Here is a 16,199-nt window from a genome sequence, read left to right on the forward strand (position 1 = left end):
TGTCGTTACCGCTTTGCTTTCCCCGATCGCGTGCACTAGATTCGAAGCGTTGGTCTTCTTTCAGCGCGCGAGGTGGAGCCATGACGCCGTGGGAAATTCAGGGAACCGAAATGCTCAGCTGCAATTGCTCATACGGTTGCCCTTGTCAGTTCAATGCGCTGCCGACCAACGGTAACTGCGAGGCGATGGGGGCGATTTCGATCGACCGCGGCCACTACGGCGACGTGGTGCTCGATGGCGTCAGGATCGCGGTGGTGTTTCAGTGGCCGGGCGCGGTTCACGAAGGCAAGGGCAAGTGCCAGCCGATCGTCGACGAGCGCGCGAGTCCGGCGCAGCGCGAGGCCGTGCTGAAGATCATGACCGGTCAGGATACCGATCCATTTGCGACGATGTTCTCGGTGTATGCGTCGACGCTTGAACACGCGTTCGATCCGATCTTCACGGCGATCGATTTCGACGTCGATGTCGACGCCCGGCGCGGCCGGATTCAAGTGGACGGTGTGTTCGATGCCACCGGCGAACCGATCCGCAATCCGGTGACGGGCGACGAGCACCGTGTGCGGATCGACCTGCCGCACGGTTTCGAATACGAGCTGGCCGAGATCGGCTCGGGAACGGGGCGCTCGCAGGGCAACATCACGCTGAATCTCGACGGAACCTATGCGCAATTCGCGCGGCTGCATCTGAACAACCACGGGCTGATCCGGCATCGCGCCGCGGCATGACTCCGTTCGACGTCTGGCTCGCGCGCGAGCGTGCCGTCACGCTGCTCGGCATGGCCGCGCTCGTCGGCCTGTGCTGGTTCTACCTGTGGACGGGCGCGGGAACCGGCATGTCGGCGCTGGAGATGACGACCGTCGCGCTGTTTCCGCATCGGCTGGCGGACGGCATGGGCAGCATGGATCCGTCTCTGCCGACCGTGATCGCGATGTGGTGGGTGATGATGATCGCGATGATGACGCCCGGCGCCGCGCCGCTCGTGATGCTGTACCGGCGCGTGCTGCGGCAGCACGGCAACGGGGCGGCCGGATCGGCGCTGACGTCGGTGGCCCTGCTGGCCGGCTATTTGACGGCATGGCTCGCGTTCTCGATCGGCGCGGCGTTGCTTCAGGCGCTGCTGCAGCCGGCCGGGCTGATCTCCGCGATGATGCTGTGGTCGAAGAGCGCGCTTCTTTCCGCCATCGTGCTGGCGTTGGCCGGGCTTTATCAATTTTCGCCGCTGAAACGCGCGTGTCTGCGGCAATGCCGCGCGCCGGCGGCGTTCCTGGTCGCGCACTGGCGTCCGGGCGTTGCGGGCAGCTTCCTGCTGGGCGCGCGGCACGGCGTGGTTTGCGTGGGCTGCTGCTGGTTGCTGATGGCGCTGCTGTTCGTCGGCGGCGTGATGAATGTCGTGTGGATCGTCGCGTTGTCGCTGTTCGTGTTCGTGGAAAAGGTTCTGCCCGGCGGCGATCGTATCGGCCGCGTGCTCGGCGTCGTGCTGATTGCCTGGGCCGGTGTGACGTTGATCGTGTGAGGCGCGGCACCGGCTGGCTACAGGAACAGGCCGGACACGAAGGGAGGCGCCCGATGAAGATCCGCTTTCGTGCCGTCGCCACGTCGTGCGCGATGGCGGTCGTTGCACTGCCGGCGCTGGCGGGCGGCGACATGTCGGGCATGCATTCAAGCGATGCGGGCACGTCGGCGCAGGATGCGAAACTGACCGATGCCGAAGTCAAGGAAATCGACGCCGGGCGCGGGCGCGTGACACTGAAGCACGGCGCACTCGACAACATCGGGATGCCGCCGATGACGATGGCATTCAAGGCCGGCGACGCGGCGATGATTCCGTCGCTGCATGTGGGCGACAAGGTCCGGGTGCGGGTGGAAAACGTCAACGGCACACCGACGATCGTGAAGCTGGTGAAGCGGCCGTGACGACGATGCGGCGCGTGTACGGGGCGTCGTCGGTTTTTTATCGTGCTACGTAACGCAGGTATCGAAATGCCTGCACGGGCCGGGCGGTACGATCCGCATTCGATGCGCGCTGCCCCGCGGCGCGGGCTGGACGGCCATCGCAAGGCGCTTGTGAAACTGTGAAGGAGGCCGATGGAAATGGCACGGTAGATGCTTGTTGGAGTGATCGCGAGGAATAGCGAACGGGGGCTTGCATGCAAGATCACTTCATCAAGGCGAACGTTGCGCTCGTCGCCATTGCCGCTGCGTGTGCGCTCGCGGCGTGCGGCGGCGGGGACGTTACGGCGCCGATGCCGGCGGGTAACACGATCGGGACGAGTACGAGCGGCGCAAGCGGAACCAGCGGCACAAGCGGAACCAGCGGAACCAGCGGAACCAGCGGCACACCCGGCACGAACGGCATCATCAGTTCCGCCGGCGCCGTCGTGCTGGCCGCGGGTTCGACGCTCGGCGACGTGACGTTGCCCGGCGTCGGCAAGGCCGCGACGGCCGGGCCGGCCGACACGGTCACCGGCGTCGGCACGCTCATCCGCGATACGACGAACGCGGTGAGCAACGGTATCGGCCAGATCGGCTTCACGCCGGACCCCGTTGGCAGGACGGTCACGGGCCTCGGCACCGTCGTCGGCTCGATCGGCAACCCGGTCAACGGCCTCGGCGAAACGGTGAAGGCGCTCGGCTCCGGCCCGCTGTCGCCCCTCGCGCCGATCACGACGCCCGTCGGAGGCCTGCTCGACACGGCGGCCGGGGGCTTGCAGTCAGGCGGCGCCATGCTCGGCTCGACGCTGTCGTCGGGTCCGGTCCAGCAGGCGACGCAAGCGCTCGGCACCGCGATCACGCCGGTCGTGACGACGGCGGGTCAACTCACGCAGCAGGCCGGCACCGCAACCGGGCTCGGACAGCCGGTCGCGGGCCTGCTCGGACAGCTCGGGGCGGCGATCACGTCGGCCGGATGGCAGGTGACGGCCACGTCGCCGCAGCCGATCGTCGGCGCTGCCGGCAGTCTCGTTCGGGCGGCGGGCAACACGGTGACCAATGCGGGCGGCCTCGTGAACCCGAGCGGCGCGAACGGCGCGGTGCCGGTCGCCGGTCTGGTGACGAGCGTGGTCGGCGGCATTCCGGCGACCGTGCACGACGGCTCCGTGGCCGTTACGAGCGGCGCCGGCTCGCCGCTGGGCGGTCTTTCCAATCCGCTCGCGCCGGTGACGTCGCTGGCGGGTGGCCTGCTCGGCGGCGCGGTCGGCAAATAGCCGGCCCGCGTTGATCGTCATGCGGGAACCTGACTGCATGACCGGGGCGGCCGCCCTCGGTCGTCCCGTTCCCGGCAGGAATCGGCGATGAATCCTGAAACCTCGGCCCGCTACCTGCGCGTGTCGCCCGGCTTCGACGGCGGCCGCGCGAGCCCGCGCGCCGGCAGCGGCGTCGACATCACGATCGACGTGCGCGTTTCGCCGTACAGGTTGACGCGTTCGATCAGCTGTTCGAGATGGGTCATGCTGACGGCGACGAACCGCATCACATACGAATCCGCGCCCGTCACATGATGGCATTCGACGACTTCGGGAATCGTCTCCAGCAGCTTGAGGAACTTCGCCTTCGCCGGTTGCTGCACCGTGATGCCGATCAGCGCGCTCACCGGGTAGCCGGCCGCGGACGGATTGATCCGCGCGGTGTAGCCTTCGACCACGCCGGCTGCTTCAAGGCGCTTCACGCGCTCCGTCACCGCCGGCACCGACAGGTGAACCTGGCGCGCGAGCTCCGTATAGCTGAGGCGTCCGTTGTCCTGCAACAGCGCGAGTATCTTCCAGTCCAGATCGTCCATCGAGGCGGGCGTTTTTAAGGTAGAGCCGCCATTTTTCCTTAAAAACCGCATTCAGCGGGAAGCGGACTTTCCCTACCATGCCTGTTCGAGCCATGGGATGTGGAAAGGAGCAGGCGATGTTGTTCATCAAATCCGTCGTGATGGGGCTGTCGATCGCGGTGCCGGTCGGCCCGATCGGCATGCTGTGCATCCAGCGCAGCCTGAGCCGCGGTTTCCAGGCGGGATTCGCGACGGGCATCGGCGCCGCGTGCGCCGATGCGATTTACGGCCTGCTCGGCGCGCTGGGCGTCGCGGGCATCGTCACCGCGTTCCCGATGCTGACGGTCGGCCTGAAGATCGGCGGCGGCGCGTTTCTCGTGTGGCTCGCGTGGACCATCGCGCGCCAGGCGCCGGCCGCGCCGGCCGGGCAGCGCGAGTTGCTGCGTACGCCCGTCCTGCGCGATTTCCTGACGACGTTCGGCCTCACGCTGTCGAACCCGATGACGATCGTGTCGTTCGTCGGGATCTTCGCGGCGCTCGGCCCGCTGCCGGGCGCGCGGGAAGGCCCGATGTGGGCGACCGTCGCGTGGATGGTGGCCGGCGTGTTCGTCGGCTCGGCCACGTGGTGGCTGTGCCTGAGCAGCGCAACCGCCGCACTGCGCGCAAGGCTGTCGTTCACGTTCATGCACGCGCTGTCGCGCGTGTCGGCGGCCGTCGTCGCGGTATTCGGCGCGATCCAGCTCGTCGCCGGCGTACGTGGCTTGATCTAGGCGCGCGGGGCAGCGCGGGTCGAGCGGATCGCGTCGACCGTCGTCCGGATATGGGCGAGCAACTCGAGCATCACCGTTTTCCGGAGGTACTGGTTGATTCGCATGCTGACGACGATATCGGACGGCAGTGCTTCGATCGCAAGCTGAACCGACCGCAGATCGTCGACGAGCCGTGTCAGCGCATCGGGGGCCCACGCGTGCAGTGCAACAGCGATTTCCTCAGGCCAGAGACCGAACGCGTCGATGCCGCAGCATCCTGCGACGCAGTCGGTTTCCAGCGCGTCGATCAACGGCATGACGGCCGCCAGATGCGGATCGACGTCGATCGCATGCGCGTGGCCGCCGGCCAGATCGCCGCATGCGATCCAGCGATCCGGGCCGATGCCGATGTCGTTCTTGTGTGCTTTTCCGTTCATCGCCGGCTCAGTTCGATACGTGAAAACGCAGGTGCGCGTGCACGAAGCGCGCGATTTCGTGGCTCAGCTCGATATCCTCCGGCGCGCCCATGAACCCGCCATGCGGCATCCCTTCGAATACGTGCAGCTCGGTCGGCACCTGCGCGCGCCGCAACGCGCGATGCAGGCGCACGGCGTTCGACAGGAACAGGTCGCGCGTGCCGCTCTGGATGAAGGTCGGCGGGAAGCCGGCGGCGAAATCGCCGAACAGCGGCGACAGGTACGGATGCGCGAGATCGGCGCCGTTCGCGTAGAGCAGATTGTTGGCCATCAGCGGCGCCGGCAACACAACATCGACAAGGCGGTTGGTCTCGAAGCTGTCGCCGGATTCGGTCAAGTCGGCTTCCGGCGACAGCAGCACGAGCGCGGCCGGCAACGGCAGGCCCTCGTCGCGGGCGCGCAGCACCATCGCCGCGGCGAGATTGCCGCCGGCCGAACGGCCGCCGATGACGACGTTTTCCGGTGCGTGATGTGCCAGCACGTAGGCATAGGCCGCGATGCAGTCGTCGAGCGCGGCCGGGTACGGATGTTCGGGCGGCATCCGGTAGTCGACGCCGTAGCAGCGGATGCCGAGCCGGTCGGCCTGTATTTGCGTGCCGGTACGGCACGCGGCGCCGCCGCCCACGATCAGCCCGCCGCCGTGCAGGTCGATGATTGCGCATGCGCCGGAAGCCGCGGCTTCCGGCGTCGCGACATGCACGTTGGCAGCGCCGACGCGGATCGTCTCGACGCGCGAACGCAAGGCGACGGCAAGCTGCGCGACCGCGGCCGCGTAATGCGCGTCGGCGCCGGCTTTCACGCGCATCCACGCGTCGATGTCGTCCGGGGCCGGCATCACGTGCAACGCGTTCAGCGGCACGCCGTCGTCGCCGGTCAGGCGTTGCAGCGCAGCGCGCGCTTCGTCGCTGATCGAGGTCGGGAAGGGCACGACACGGCTCGGCAGCACGACGCCGTCGGGTTTGTCTTTCATCGCTTGGGCTCCGTTCGGGGCGTCATGCGGGCGAAGGCCAGTGGCGCAGCATCGCGTCGAGCGCATCGAGGCTGCGCGACCACGACGCATCGGCATCCGGCGCGCTGTGCGAGAAGCCGCCGGCGCTTTCGAGCGTCACGTAGCCCATGAAGAAGCCGCCGAGCAGGCGGATCGCATGCGCGTGCTCGGCATCCGGCAGCGCGTAGCCGCGCAGTACCGCCGACGTCATCCTGACGAGCTGCCCGCCCACGCTCGCGGCGGCGCGCTCGGCGCTCACCGGATGACGGGCGGCGGCGAAGCGGCCCGGATGCGCCCGTGCGTAGTCGCGATAGACGTTCGCGAGCGCCGCCAGCGCGTCCTTGCCGGTGCGGCCGGCCAGCGCGTCGGTGGCGCGCTCGGCCAGCTCCTGCAGCGCGAACAGCGCGATGCGGCTCTTGAGATCGTCGAAGCTCGGGATATGGGAATACAGGCTCGCCAGCTTCACGTCGAAATGCCGCGCGAGCGCGGCACCGGTGAGTTGCTCGAAGCCGGTTTCATCGGCGAGCTGCGCGCCGGCTTCGACGAGTTTGTCCACGGTAATGCCGGCACGCGCCATGACGAATGCTATGAAGATTAGTTAAAAACCTAATTCTATTAGCTTTCATCGAGATGTCAATTTCGCGCGCGTGCCGGGTGGTGCGTTGCGCCGATGCGTGGCGCCGTCAGAACGTATAACTGACCTTGCCGAACGCGGTGCGCCCGAGCGTGTTGTAGCCGTACGCGGTCATGTACTGGCGATCGAACAGGTTCGACAGCGACGCCGACACCGTCAGGTGCGAATTGATCCGGTACGACGCGCGCAGGCTCACCGTCAGGTACGACGCCAGATACTGCCGGTTGGCCGGATCGTCGAACGTCGAGCCGCCGTACAGCAGCGACGCGCCCGTGCTCAGCGCATGCAGCTTCAGTTCGTCCCACGTGTGATCGACGTTCAGGCTGACCGTCTGGCGCGGCCGGCGGCTGAGCCACGTCTGGTTCGTTTCGTCCTGCGGATTCAGGATGCCGACCGCGACGCTGACCGGCGTCGAGCGGCCGATCGTTCCCTTGTACGACAGGTCGATGCCGCGAATGTGCGAACGGCCGATGTTCATCGGCGAGAACGTCGCCGGGTTGTACGCGATCAGGTTGTTGACGCGCGTGTCGTAGATCGCCGCGGTGAACGTGCCGTACGCCGTGTTCGCATCGAGCGCGGCCTCGACCGACGTGCTGCGTTCCGGGCTGAGGTTCGGATTGCCGTAGCCCGGGTAGTACAGGTCGTTGAAGGTCGGCAGGCGGAACGCATTGCCGTACGACATGCGCGCCGTATAGACCGGCGTGATCGCCCACGACAGCGCGGCATTGCCGGTGTTCACCGCTTGCCCGGCGATGATCTCGTGTCGGCCGGCGACGAACATCGTCACGCGGTCGAGCGTCGCCGACTGATGCAGCGAGAACGCGGAATCGTTGCGCGTCGGCACGCCGCCGGGAATGTCGACCGGCAGGAATGCCTGCTCGCGCGTGAAGTCGTACGCGAGCTTCGATTCGCCCGACAGCGGCAGGCCGAACAGGTGAAACCCGTGCTCCCGATGGGTCAGCGATGTCGACGTGCTGATCCGCTGCGAATTGATCTGGTCGGTCGCGAGGGCGGGGTTGTCGGCGTAGATGAACTGGCGGTCGTTCGCATAGCCGAACGACTGGTCGAACTGCGTATCGGGCGTGATGTCGAGATGGAACGCGACGCCGGTCGTCAGCTGGTGATCGAGTTCGCGATTGGCGTAGCCGCTGTTGTCGTAGGACAGATCGGAGCGGTGGTACAGCGCGAACGTCGAGATCGACCAGTTGTCGCGCGCGTAGCCGAGCCGCGCGTCGAGATCCTGCGCGTGATACGGATTGCGGCCGTCTTCGTGGCCGTAGAAGAACGGCCGCGTCGCATCGATGCCGGCCGTGTTGTAGTCGTGCAGCCCAAGCGAATAGGTGAGCCCGCCGAGCGCGGCCAGCGGCCCGGTCGACGGCACCGTGCCCGACGTGCGGAACTGCGTGTCGAACGTCTTGTTCGAGCCGCCGCCGAACGACACGGTGGTCCGGTTCGGCTGGTTGGCGGCGCGGCGCGTGAAGAGTTGCACGACGCCGCCCATCGCGTTGTTGCCGAATGACGCGGCGGCCGGGCCGGAGATCACCTCGACGCGCTCGAACGCTTCGGTCGGCAGGTCCGCCCACGGCGCGATGCCGGTGGTCGGCGAGCCGATCCGGATGCCGTCGATGAACACGGCGACCTGGCTCGCCGACGAACCGCGGATGCTGACCGACGCGGACGAGCCCGGCCCGCCGTTCTGCGTGACGGTCACGCCCGGCAGCGTCGCGAGCGCCTGCGTGATGCTCGGGTCGGCGGGTGACAGCCGGTCGAGATCCTCGCGCGTGAGCACCTGCGTCGACGCGTAACGGCGGTCGAACGATTCGGGCAGGTGCCGCGTGTCGGTCACGCTGATCGTCGGCAGGTCGGCGCCTTCCGCAGGCCCGGCGGGCTGCGCGAGCGTCGTGTCGCCGGCGGCATGGGCGAGCGGGGAAAGCAGCGCGGTGGCGGCGGACGTGGCGAGCAGGTGACGAACGTTCATGAGGCGGCGGAACAAAGTGTGTGACGTGTACGGCGATCGCGGGCGGAGAGCGGGCAGGTTGGGGGTGCCGACGGCGCGTCGGTGCGACGCTTCCGGTGGGGAAGCGGATTCGGGAACGATGGACATCTGACGGATCCTGAGGTCGGGTCGTCCATGCAACGGGCGACCGCCGGGGGCGGTGCCAGGCGCATCGGGACACCCCGCCCGGTGCGGCTGCGTGGACCTCGGGTCGATGGCAGGTCTCCTGGCTCGCGGGTCGTCATCCGTGCAGGCCTTCCCGGTTTCCCAGTGGCATGCGGTGGCACGGATTCGCCGCTCACAGTTGCGGGGGCAGCCGCAGATTCGGGGCGTTGCCCCTGCTGCGTTCCCTTTTGATCCCGTCTCCGGGAACCATCAGCGCGCAAGGGTAATGGCGTGCGCTCGGGCACGTCAATCGTCCGGCCGCGCGCGGATGCGAAAAAACGTCATTGCCCGGCGGCGGCTTTCCAAATCCTTTCGTTCGAGGTGGGCGGGCAGCGTTTCATATCTGAGGAAACGGCCGGATTCACACGCATGCCGCCGCGCCGGAACTAGCCGCCGTCGTTTCGTCGCTCTGAGGGCCAGCGGCGGGCGCGTGCCGTTATCGATGCGCGCCGCGCCGCTCAGGCCGGCGCCGACACCAGCGCGCAGAAGTTCTCGAGATCGACGTTGCCGCCGCTGATCACCACGCCAACGCGCTTGCCCTGCAGCGCATCCTTCATCCGGCGCACGGCGGCGAACGACAGGCAGCCGGTCGGCTCGACGACGATTTTCATGCGCGTGGCGAAGAAGCGCATGCAGTCGACGAGTTCCGCGTCCGTCGCGGTGAGGATGTCGTCGACGTCGCGGCGCAGGATCGGGAACGTCAGGTTGCCGAGGTGCTGCGTCTGCGCGCCGTCGGCGATCGTGCGCGGCGTGTCGATATGTACGATCGTGCCGGACCGGAACGATTGCTGCGCATCGTTGCCGGCTTCGGGCTCGACGCCGTACAGCTTCGCATGCGGCGACAGCGCACGCGTGGCGAGCGCGGTGCCCGACAGCAGCCCGCCGCCGCCGAGCGGCGTGAACACCGCGTCGAGCGGGCCGACTTCGTCGAACAGTTCCTTGGCCGCGGTGCCCTGGCCGGCGATCACGTCCGGGTGGTCGTAGGGCGGCACCAGCGTGAGTCCGTGCTTCTCCGCGAGATCGTGCCCGATCTGCTCGCGATCCTCGGTGTAGCGGTCGTAGGTCACGACGTTGCCGCCGTAGCCGCGCGTCGCGGCCATCTTCGCGGCCGGCGCGTCCTGCGGCATCACGATCGTCGCGGGAATGCCGAGGATGCGTGCCGACAGCGCGATTGCCTGCGCATGGTTGCCCGACGAGAACGCGACGACGCCGTGGCGTCGCTGTTGCGCGTTGAAGCGCGACAGCGCGTTGAACGCGCCGCGGAACTTGAAGGCGCCCATGCGCTGCAGGTTCTCGCACTTGAAGAACACCTGCGCGCCGAGCGCGTCGTCGATCGTCCGCGACGTCATCACCGGCGTGCGGTGCGCGTGGCCTTCGAGCCGGGCCGCGGCGGCGGCGACGTCGTCGTACGTGGGGAGAGCGGAAGCGTTCATGGTTGCTCGAGGATGGAAAAAGTCGGTCGACGGGAATGCGGGGCGCGCCGCGTCACTTCGCGTCGTTGTAGACGGTGGCGCGCGACACGCCGAGATGCTGCGACACGATCTCCATCGCGCGGCGCACCTCGAGGAAGCCGTCGGCCTTCAGCGTCTGCATCAGCTCGCGGCGCTGGTCGGTCTTCAGCTCGCGCGGCGTCGTCGCGAGGCGCGTCGCGAAGGTGTCGATGCGTTGCCGGATCGCATCCGCGCCGGCCGGGTCGAGCGTTTCGACGACGGCTTCGCCGTCCGTGCGGCAGAACTGGTTCAGCATGCCCTGGAAGCCGCGGAACAGCGTGACGTCGGCATTCATGCACAGCGCGGCCACATAGCGCCCGGTCGAATCCTTGATGCCGATCGACGTGCTTTTCGCGGTGCGGCCGTCGGCGAAGCGGTTCGGGTAGTTCGCGAGCACCTGCGGGAAATCGTCGTCGGCGATGCGGGCGAGGCCGAGCTCGGTCGCGGGATCGCCCACCGCGCGCCCCGACAGGTTGTTGTGGATTGCGAGGATCGCGTGCTCCGGCGTGCGCAGGTCGTGCACGACGACCTCGGTGAACGGCGCGAACATCTCGCCGAGCCCTTCGGCGATGCGCTGCACCTGTTCGATCAGCGATGCCTGCTCCGACAGCAGCGGTTTGCGGTTTGTACTCATGCGGGGTCCTGGGGGGCTTGTGGGTCCGTCGTTTCCGGCCGCGTGATGTCGGCCAGCAGCGGGCGTGCGATCCGGACGTAGTCGGCCGCGTCGAGCACGACCGAGCGATCGAGGCGGCCCGCGTTGAACGCGATTTCGGCGTTGCGCTCGACCAGCGCGGGATCGACGACGAGCGTCACGTTCGTATCGAACACGAACGGCGGCACCGCGCCCATCACGCAGCGCGTGACGGCGGCCGCGACGTCGGGCGACGCGAGCGTCGCCTTGCGCCGGCCGACCGCATCGGCGACCTTGCGGAAGTCGATTTTCAGATGGCCGGGGATCACCGCGAGCGCGGCGGGGTCGCCGCCACCCTTGAACGTGCAGAGCATCGCCTTCGCGCCCTGTTCGGGGCGGGTGCCGCGCAGCGCGGCGATCGCGTCGGATTTGCCTTCCGCCGGATGCTCGAGCACGCGAAAACGCGCGCCGGACGTCGTCAGCAGTTCGCACAGCGTGTCGAAAACGGGAGAGTCGTTCATGTCGCTCCGGGCAGGCGGGCCGATGCGTCGAGGCGTCGGGTCAAAGAATCGTCCAAGTATAGACGTTTTGTCATTGGTATGACAAAGAGCGCCGGACGTCGTGGCGTCAGTGTGCTCGAATCGCGCCGATTCTTCAGCAGCCGAAAGGCCGTTTCATATGGCGGGATTCAGGCCGGATTCCCGCCGCCGCGTTTTACCGCCGCTTGAAACCGTGTTTTGCATCGCAAAAACGACCAGCTATCTCATTGAAAAATAACGGAAATTTATATCTTATGTCTTATATAAGACTTGGCCGAAAGCGCGCCGGACAGGATTACTATTGAGTCCATGCAGTTCGCTTCGTCACACGCGGCGGGCACGCTGAACCCTTTACTCAAATGCGCTTCGTTCCCAGGAGATAGACATGTCCCAATATCAAGACGACATCAAGGCAGTGGCTGGCTTGAAGGAAAACCACGGCAGCGCGTGGAATGCCATCAGCCCCGAGTATGCGGCCCGCATGCGTGCCCAGAACAAGTTCAAGACCGGCCTGGACATCGCGAAGTACACCGCGAAGATCATGCGCGCCGACATGGCCGCGTACGATGCCGATCCGTCCAAGTACACGCAGTCGCTGGGTTGCTGGCACGGCTTCATCGGCCAGCAGAAGATGATCTCCATCAAGAAGCACTTCAACAGCACCGAACGCCGCTACCTGTACCTGTCCGGCTGGATGGTCGCCGCGCTGCGCTCGGAATTCGGCCCGCTGCCGGACCAGTCGATGCACGAGAAGACCTCGGTCAGCGCGCTGATCCGCGAGCTGTACACGTTCCTGCGCCAGGCCGACGCCCGTGAGCTGGGCGGCCTGTTCCGCGAGCTCGATGCCGCGAAGGACCCGGCCGCGAAGGCCGCGATCCAGCAAAAGATCGACAACCACGTCACGCACGTCGTGCCGATCATCGCGGACATCGATGCCGGCTTCGGCAACGCGGAAGCAACCTACCTGCTGGCCAAGCAGTTCATCGAAGCGGGCGCGTGCTGCATCCAGATCGAAAACCAGGTGTCGGACGAGAAGCAGTGCGGCCACCAGGACGGCAAGGTCACGGTGCCGCACGAGGATTTCCTCGCGAAGATCCGTGCGATCCGCTACGCGTTCCTGGAGCTGGGCGTGGACGACGGCATCATCGTCGCGCGTACCGATTCGCTGGGCGCGGGCCTGACCAAGCAGATCGCCGTGACCAACACGCCGGGCGACCTGGGCGATCAATACAACGCGTTCCTCGATTGCGAAGAACTGTCGGCCGACCAGTTGGGCAACGGTGACGTCGTCATCAAGCGCGACGGCAAGCTGCTGCGTCCGAAGCGCCTGCCGAGCAACCTGTTCCAGTTCCGCGCCGGCACGGGCGAGGCGCGTTGCGTGCTCGACTGCATCACGTCGCTGCAAAACGGCGCCGACCTGCTGTGGATCGAAACCGAAAAACCGCATATCGCGCAGATCGGCGGCATGGTCAGCGAGATCCGCAAGGTGATCCCGAACGCGAAGCTGGTGTACAACAACAGCCCGTCGTTCAACTGGACGCTGAACTTCCGCCAGCAGGCCTACGATGCGATGAAAGCCGAAGGCAAGGACGTGTCGGCTTACGACCGTGCGCAGTTGATGAGCGTCGAATACGACGAAACCGAACTGGCCAAGCTCGCCGACGAGAAGATCCGCACGTTCCAGGCAGATGCATCGCGTGAAGCAGGCATCTTCCACCACCTGATCACGCTGCCGACGTACCACACGGCTGCGCTGTCGACCGACAACCTGGCGAAGGAATACTTCGGCGACCAAGGCATGCTCGGTTACGTGGCCGGCGTGCAGCGCAAGGAAATCCGTCAGGGCATCGCGTGCGTGAAGCACCAGAACATGTCGGGTTCGGACATCGGCGACGATCACAAGGAATACTTCAGCGGCGAAGCGGCGCTGAAGGCGGCGGGCAAGGACAACACGATGAACCAGTTCTCGTAACCCGTCATTCCGCGGTAGAAAGCCAACTCGTCACGGGTTGGCTTTTTTCGTTCGACGCGCGAAGCGTGTGATCCGCGCGCGGCTGTTGCGACAAACTGGCTCGTCGGCAGCACGTCGATCGTGTCGAATCGATGCGGCGCGCGCAGCGGGTCCGACATCTCGGCCGCGTTGCGCGGGAATTTTTCGCTCACCGCAACCGTATCGACGTGCGCGCACGGACCGCTCACCGCCGGCGCGATGGCAGCGTGCGCGTATTACCCCGGATTGCCGCGCGCACCGTTTTGAGCAGCGACGTGAAGCGGGTATTCGAACAGGATGTTTGTGTACGCAACCTAATTCAGGGTTTGCCTGAGTAGCGAAAACGCCAATTCGCACGACGTGGGTTCGCGTTGTTCGTACGCACGAGCGGCAGTTGAAATTGCCGTTCGTGCGAAACCCTTGCGGGGCGGTCGTCACGCTTGTTTCGTCCCCAAAGCGGGCGTGCCGCGGCCGTAAAAAGCACCTGCCTGCAACACGCATGCCGGCACGCCGTCACAGTTGTTTCTTGTTGCAACGCAACGCCCCGTCAATAACGGCGATGGTATGCTGGCCGGCATGGAGTTGTATGGCAGGTTGCTTGCATGGCGAAACTCGTGTTCGCACTTTCTGACGAGACTTCATCTTCTCTCGCCCGCATCGCGGCATCGACGCGCGCGCCGCTCGCGCGTCCCGTCCTGCGCGCCGCATCTTCCTGCGCTCCGCACGCATTCCCCATCTCGCGGGCTCGCCCCGCATCCCCATCCCCGCCCAATAATCTGGAGACGTCCCCATGTTGCAGAACACTTTGGCCGAAGCGACACATGGCCCGCTGATCGCTCCGCCGGCCTTCGTCAAACATCGCAAGCTGATCGACTGGGTATCGCGCATCGCGGCGCTCACGGAGCCCGAGCGCATCGTGTGGTGTGACGGGTCGCAGGAGGAATACGACGCGCTGTGCCAGGCGATGGTCGACCAGGGCACGCTCACGCGCCTGAACCCGGCGAAGCGCCCGAACTCGTATCTCGCGCAATCCGATCCGTCGGACGTCGCGCGCGTCGAGGATCGCACGTTCATCTGCGCGGCGTCGCGCGACGACGTCGGCCCGACCAACAACTGGATCGAGCCCGCGGAAATGCGCGAGACGCTCAACGGGCTGTTCCGCGGCTCGATGCGCGGTCGCACGCTGTACGTCGTGCCGTTCTCGATGGGCCCGCTCGGCTCGCCGATCGCGCACGTCGGCGTCGAGTTGTCCGACAGCCCATACGTCGCGGTGAACATGCGGATCATGACGCGCATGGGGCGCGACGTGTACGACGTGCTCGGCGAGGACGGCGATTTCGTGCCGTGCGTGCACAGCGTCGGCCATCCGCTCGAAGCCGGCCAGCAGGACGTGCCGTGGCCGTGCAACCCGGTCAAGTACATCGTGCATTTTCCGGAAACGCGCGAGATCTGGAGCTTCGGCTCGGGCTACGGCGGCAACGCGCTGCTCGGCAAGAAGTGCTTCGCACTGCGCATTGCATCGACGATGGGGCGCGATCAGGGCTGGCTCGCGGAACACATGCTGATCCTCGGCGTGACGTCGCCGGCCGGCAAGAAGTATCACGTCGCGGCCGCATTCCCGTCCGCGTGCGGCAAGACCAACTTCGCGATGCTGATCCCGCCGCAGGGCTTCGACGGCTGGAAGGTCACGACGATCGGCGACGACATCGCGTGGCTGAAGCCCGGCCGCGACGGCCGCCTCTATGCGATCAATCCGGAGGCCGGGTTCTTCGGCGTGGCGCCGGGCACGGGCGTGAAGACCAACCCGAACGCGATCGCCACGCTGAAGGAAAACGTGATCTTCACGAACGTCGCGCTGACGGAAGACGGCGACGTGTGGTGGGAAGGGCTGACCGACACGCCGCCTGCGAAGCTGACGGACTGGCAGGGCAATCCGTGGACGCCCGAGATTGGCAAGGAGACCGGCCGCAAGGCCGCGCATCCGAATTCGCGCTTCACCGCGCCGGCCGCGCAGTGCCCGTCGATCGACGACGACTGGGAAAACCCGGCCGGCGTGCCGATCGACGCGTTCATCTTCGGTGGCCGCCGCTCGACCACGGTGCCGCTCGTGACCGAAGCGCGCGACTGGGTCGAAGGCGTGTACATGGCCGCGACGATGGGCTCCGAGACGACCGCGGCCGCCGTCGGCCAGCAGGGCGTCGTGCGCCGCGATCCGTTCGCGATGCTGCCGTTCTGCGGCTACAACGTCAGCGATTATTTCGCGCACTGGCTCAAAATCGGCGAGCAACTCGAAGCCGCCGGCGCGACGCTGCCGAAGATCTATTGCGTGAACTGGTTCCGCAAGGATGCGAACGGCAAATTCGTGTGGCCGGGCTTCGGCGAGAACATGCGCGTGCTGAAGTGGATGCTCGATCGTCTCGAAGGCACGGGCGGTGGCGGCGAGCATGCGTTCGGCGTGTCGCCTGCGTATGAGGACCTGCACTGGGACGGCCTCGATTTCACGCGCGATCAGTTCGATGCGGTGACGTCGATGAACGCCGGCGAATGGCGCGAGGAGCTGAAGCTGCATGCGGCGCTGTTCGATACGTTGAAGCTGCGCTTGCCCGCCGAAATGACCGACACGATGAAGAAGATCGAGCAGCGTCTCGGCGGCTGACGGTACGCCGCGTCATCGTCCGTGATGTCCCGCCGCCGGCATGTCTTGCTGGCGGCGGGATGTGTCGTTTGGACGCCGCGCGTGCCCGCTATGGGCGCAGCGGGTGCTGCAATGCGTCGCGCCGCGTAGCC

16 protein-coding genes and 1 riboswitch are annotated in these 16,199 nt (G+C 66.6%); of the genes, 7 read left to right on the forward strand and 9 right to left on the reverse strand.

Annotated elements, in window-relative coordinates:
- The first annotated feature begins 80 nt into the window (after nt 1-80).
- The 4 genes from QZM72_RS07910 to QZM72_RS07925 all read left to right on the forward strand — a co-directional run bounded on the left by QZM72_RS07910 (nt 81) and on the right by QZM72_RS07925 (nt 3,203).
- Nucleotides 81-725: a DUF1326 domain-containing protein gene (locus QZM72_RS07910; protein WP_301737759.1), complete on the forward strand. Its 645-nt coding sequence runs from the start codon at nt 81-83 to the stop codon at nt 723-725.
- Complete coding sequence (locus QZM72_RS07915) at nt 722-1,513, forward strand: DUF2182 domain-containing protein (protein WP_089469888.1); 792 nt, start codon at nt 722-724, stop codon at nt 1,511-1,513. The genes QZM72_RS07910 and QZM72_RS07915 overlap by 4 nt, the downstream gene beginning before the upstream one ends.
- Nucleotides 1,514-1,566: 53 nt before the next feature.
- The gene (locus QZM72_RS07920) at nt 1,567-1,914 is read left to right on the forward strand and encodes a copper-binding protein (protein WP_089469887.1); all 348 of its coding nucleotides are present in this window, start codon (nt 1,567-1,569) and stop codon (nt 1,912-1,914) included.
- A gap of 233 nt (nt 1,915-2,147) precedes the next feature.
- Nucleotides 2,148-3,203 carry a collagen-like triple helix repeat-containing protein gene (locus QZM72_RS07925; protein ID WP_301737760.1) on the forward strand — a complete coding sequence of 352 codons (1,056 nt, stop codon included), beginning with the start codon at nt 2,148-2,150 and terminating at the stop codon, nt 3,201-3,203.
- A gap of 110 nt (nt 3,204-3,313) precedes the next feature.
- Here the strand turns inward: QZM72_RS07925 and QZM72_RS07930 are convergent, their stop codons facing one another.
- The gene (locus tag QZM72_RS07930) at nt 3,314-3,775 is read right to left on the reverse strand and encodes an Lrp/AsnC family transcriptional regulator (RefSeq protein WP_089469884.1); all 462 of its coding nucleotides are present in this window, start codon (nt 3,773-3,775) and stop codon (nt 3,314-3,316) included.
- Between the two features lie 116 nt (nt 3,776-3,891).
- On the opposite strand from QZM72_RS07930, the gene QZM72_RS07935 reads away from it, so the two are divergent.
- Nucleotides 3,892-4,524 (forward strand): LysE family translocator, encoded by a 633-nt coding sequence (locus tag QZM72_RS07935; RefSeq protein ID WP_089469883.1) that lies wholly within the window; start codon nt 3,892-3,894, stop codon nt 4,522-4,524.
- Here QZM72_RS07935 and QZM72_RS07940 read toward each other — a convergent pair.
- The 7 genes from QZM72_RS07940 to QZM72_RS07970 all read right to left on the reverse strand — a co-directional run bounded on the left by QZM72_RS07940 (nt 4,521) and on the right by QZM72_RS07970 (nt 11,404).
- On the reverse strand, nt 4,521-4,940 hold the full coding sequence (locus QZM72_RS07940) for a DUF6331 family protein (protein ID WP_301737761.1): 420 nt from the start codon (nt 4,938-4,940) through the stop codon (nt 4,521-4,523). The genes QZM72_RS07935 and QZM72_RS07940 overlap by 4 nt on opposite strands.
- Before the next feature lie 7 nt (nt 4,941-4,947).
- Nucleotides 4,948-5,949, reverse strand: coding sequence for an alpha/beta hydrolase (locus QZM72_RS07945; protein WP_089469881.1), 1,002 nt, complete (start codon nt 5,947-5,949; stop codon nt 4,948-4,950).
- Between the two features lie 22 nt (nt 5,950-5,971).
- The gene (locus tag QZM72_RS07950; RefSeq protein ID WP_256979745.1) at nt 5,972-6,523 is read right to left on the reverse strand and encodes a TetR/AcrR family transcriptional regulator; all 552 of its coding nucleotides are present in this window, start codon (nt 6,521-6,523) and stop codon (nt 5,972-5,974) included.
- A 127-nt stretch (nt 6,524-6,650) separates the two neighbouring features.
- On the reverse strand, nt 6,651-8,579 hold the full coding sequence (locus QZM72_RS07955) for a TonB-dependent receptor (protein WP_089469879.1): 1,929 nt from the start codon (nt 8,577-8,579) through the stop codon (nt 6,651-6,653).
- A gap of 216 nt (nt 8,580-8,795) precedes the next feature.
- A riboswitch (cobalamin riboswitch) is annotated at nt 8,796-8,989 on the reverse strand.
- A gap of 231 nt (nt 8,990-9,220) precedes the next feature.
- Nucleotides 9,221-10,195, reverse strand: coding sequence for a threo-3-hydroxy-L-aspartate ammonia-lyase (locus QZM72_RS07960; RefSeq protein ID WP_301737763.1), 975 nt, complete (start codon nt 10,193-10,195; stop codon nt 9,221-9,223).
- Nucleotides 10,196-10,247: 52 nt separating this feature from the next.
- Nucleotides 10,248-10,886, reverse strand: a complete 639-nt coding sequence (locus QZM72_RS07965) for a transcriptional regulator (RefSeq protein WP_089469877.1) — start codon at nt 10,884-10,886, stop codon at nt 10,248-10,250.
- The gene (locus QZM72_RS07970; RefSeq protein WP_089469876.1) at nt 10,883-11,404 is read right to left on the reverse strand and encodes a YbaK/prolyl-tRNA synthetase associated domain-containing protein; all 522 of its coding nucleotides are present in this window, start codon (nt 11,402-11,404) and stop codon (nt 10,883-10,885) included. The genes QZM72_RS07965 and QZM72_RS07970 overlap by 4 nt, the downstream gene beginning before the upstream one ends.
- 403 nt (nt 11,405-11,807) lie before the next feature.
- On the opposite strand from QZM72_RS07970, the gene QZM72_RS07975 reads away from it, so the two are divergent.
- Nucleotides 11,808-13,394: an isocitrate lyase gene (locus QZM72_RS07975; protein ID WP_069617879.1), complete on the forward strand. Its 1,587-nt coding sequence runs from the start codon at nt 11,808-11,810 to the stop codon at nt 13,392-13,394.
- Here the strand turns inward: QZM72_RS07975 and QZM72_RS07980 are convergent.
- Complete coding sequence (locus tag QZM72_RS07980) at nt 13,319-13,585, reverse strand: hypothetical protein (protein ID WP_144030151.1); 267 nt, start codon at nt 13,583-13,585, stop codon at nt 13,319-13,321. The genes QZM72_RS07975 and QZM72_RS07980 overlap by 76 nt on opposite strands.
- A gap of 617 nt (nt 13,586-14,202) precedes the next feature.
- On the opposite strand from QZM72_RS07980, the gene QZM72_RS07985 reads away from it, so the two are divergent.
- Nucleotides 14,203-16,068, forward strand: a complete 1,866-nt coding sequence (locus tag QZM72_RS07985) for a phosphoenolpyruvate carboxykinase (GTP) (RefSeq protein ID WP_089469875.1) — start codon at nt 14,203-14,205, stop codon at nt 16,066-16,068.
- Nucleotides 16,069-16,199: the final 131 nt, after the last annotated feature.

The sequence above is a fragment of the Burkholderia sp. AU45388 genome, from assembly GCF_030481585.1.
Classification (GTDB): Bacteria; Pseudomonadota; Gammaproteobacteria; order Burkholderiales; family Burkholderiaceae; genus Burkholderia; species Burkholderia sola.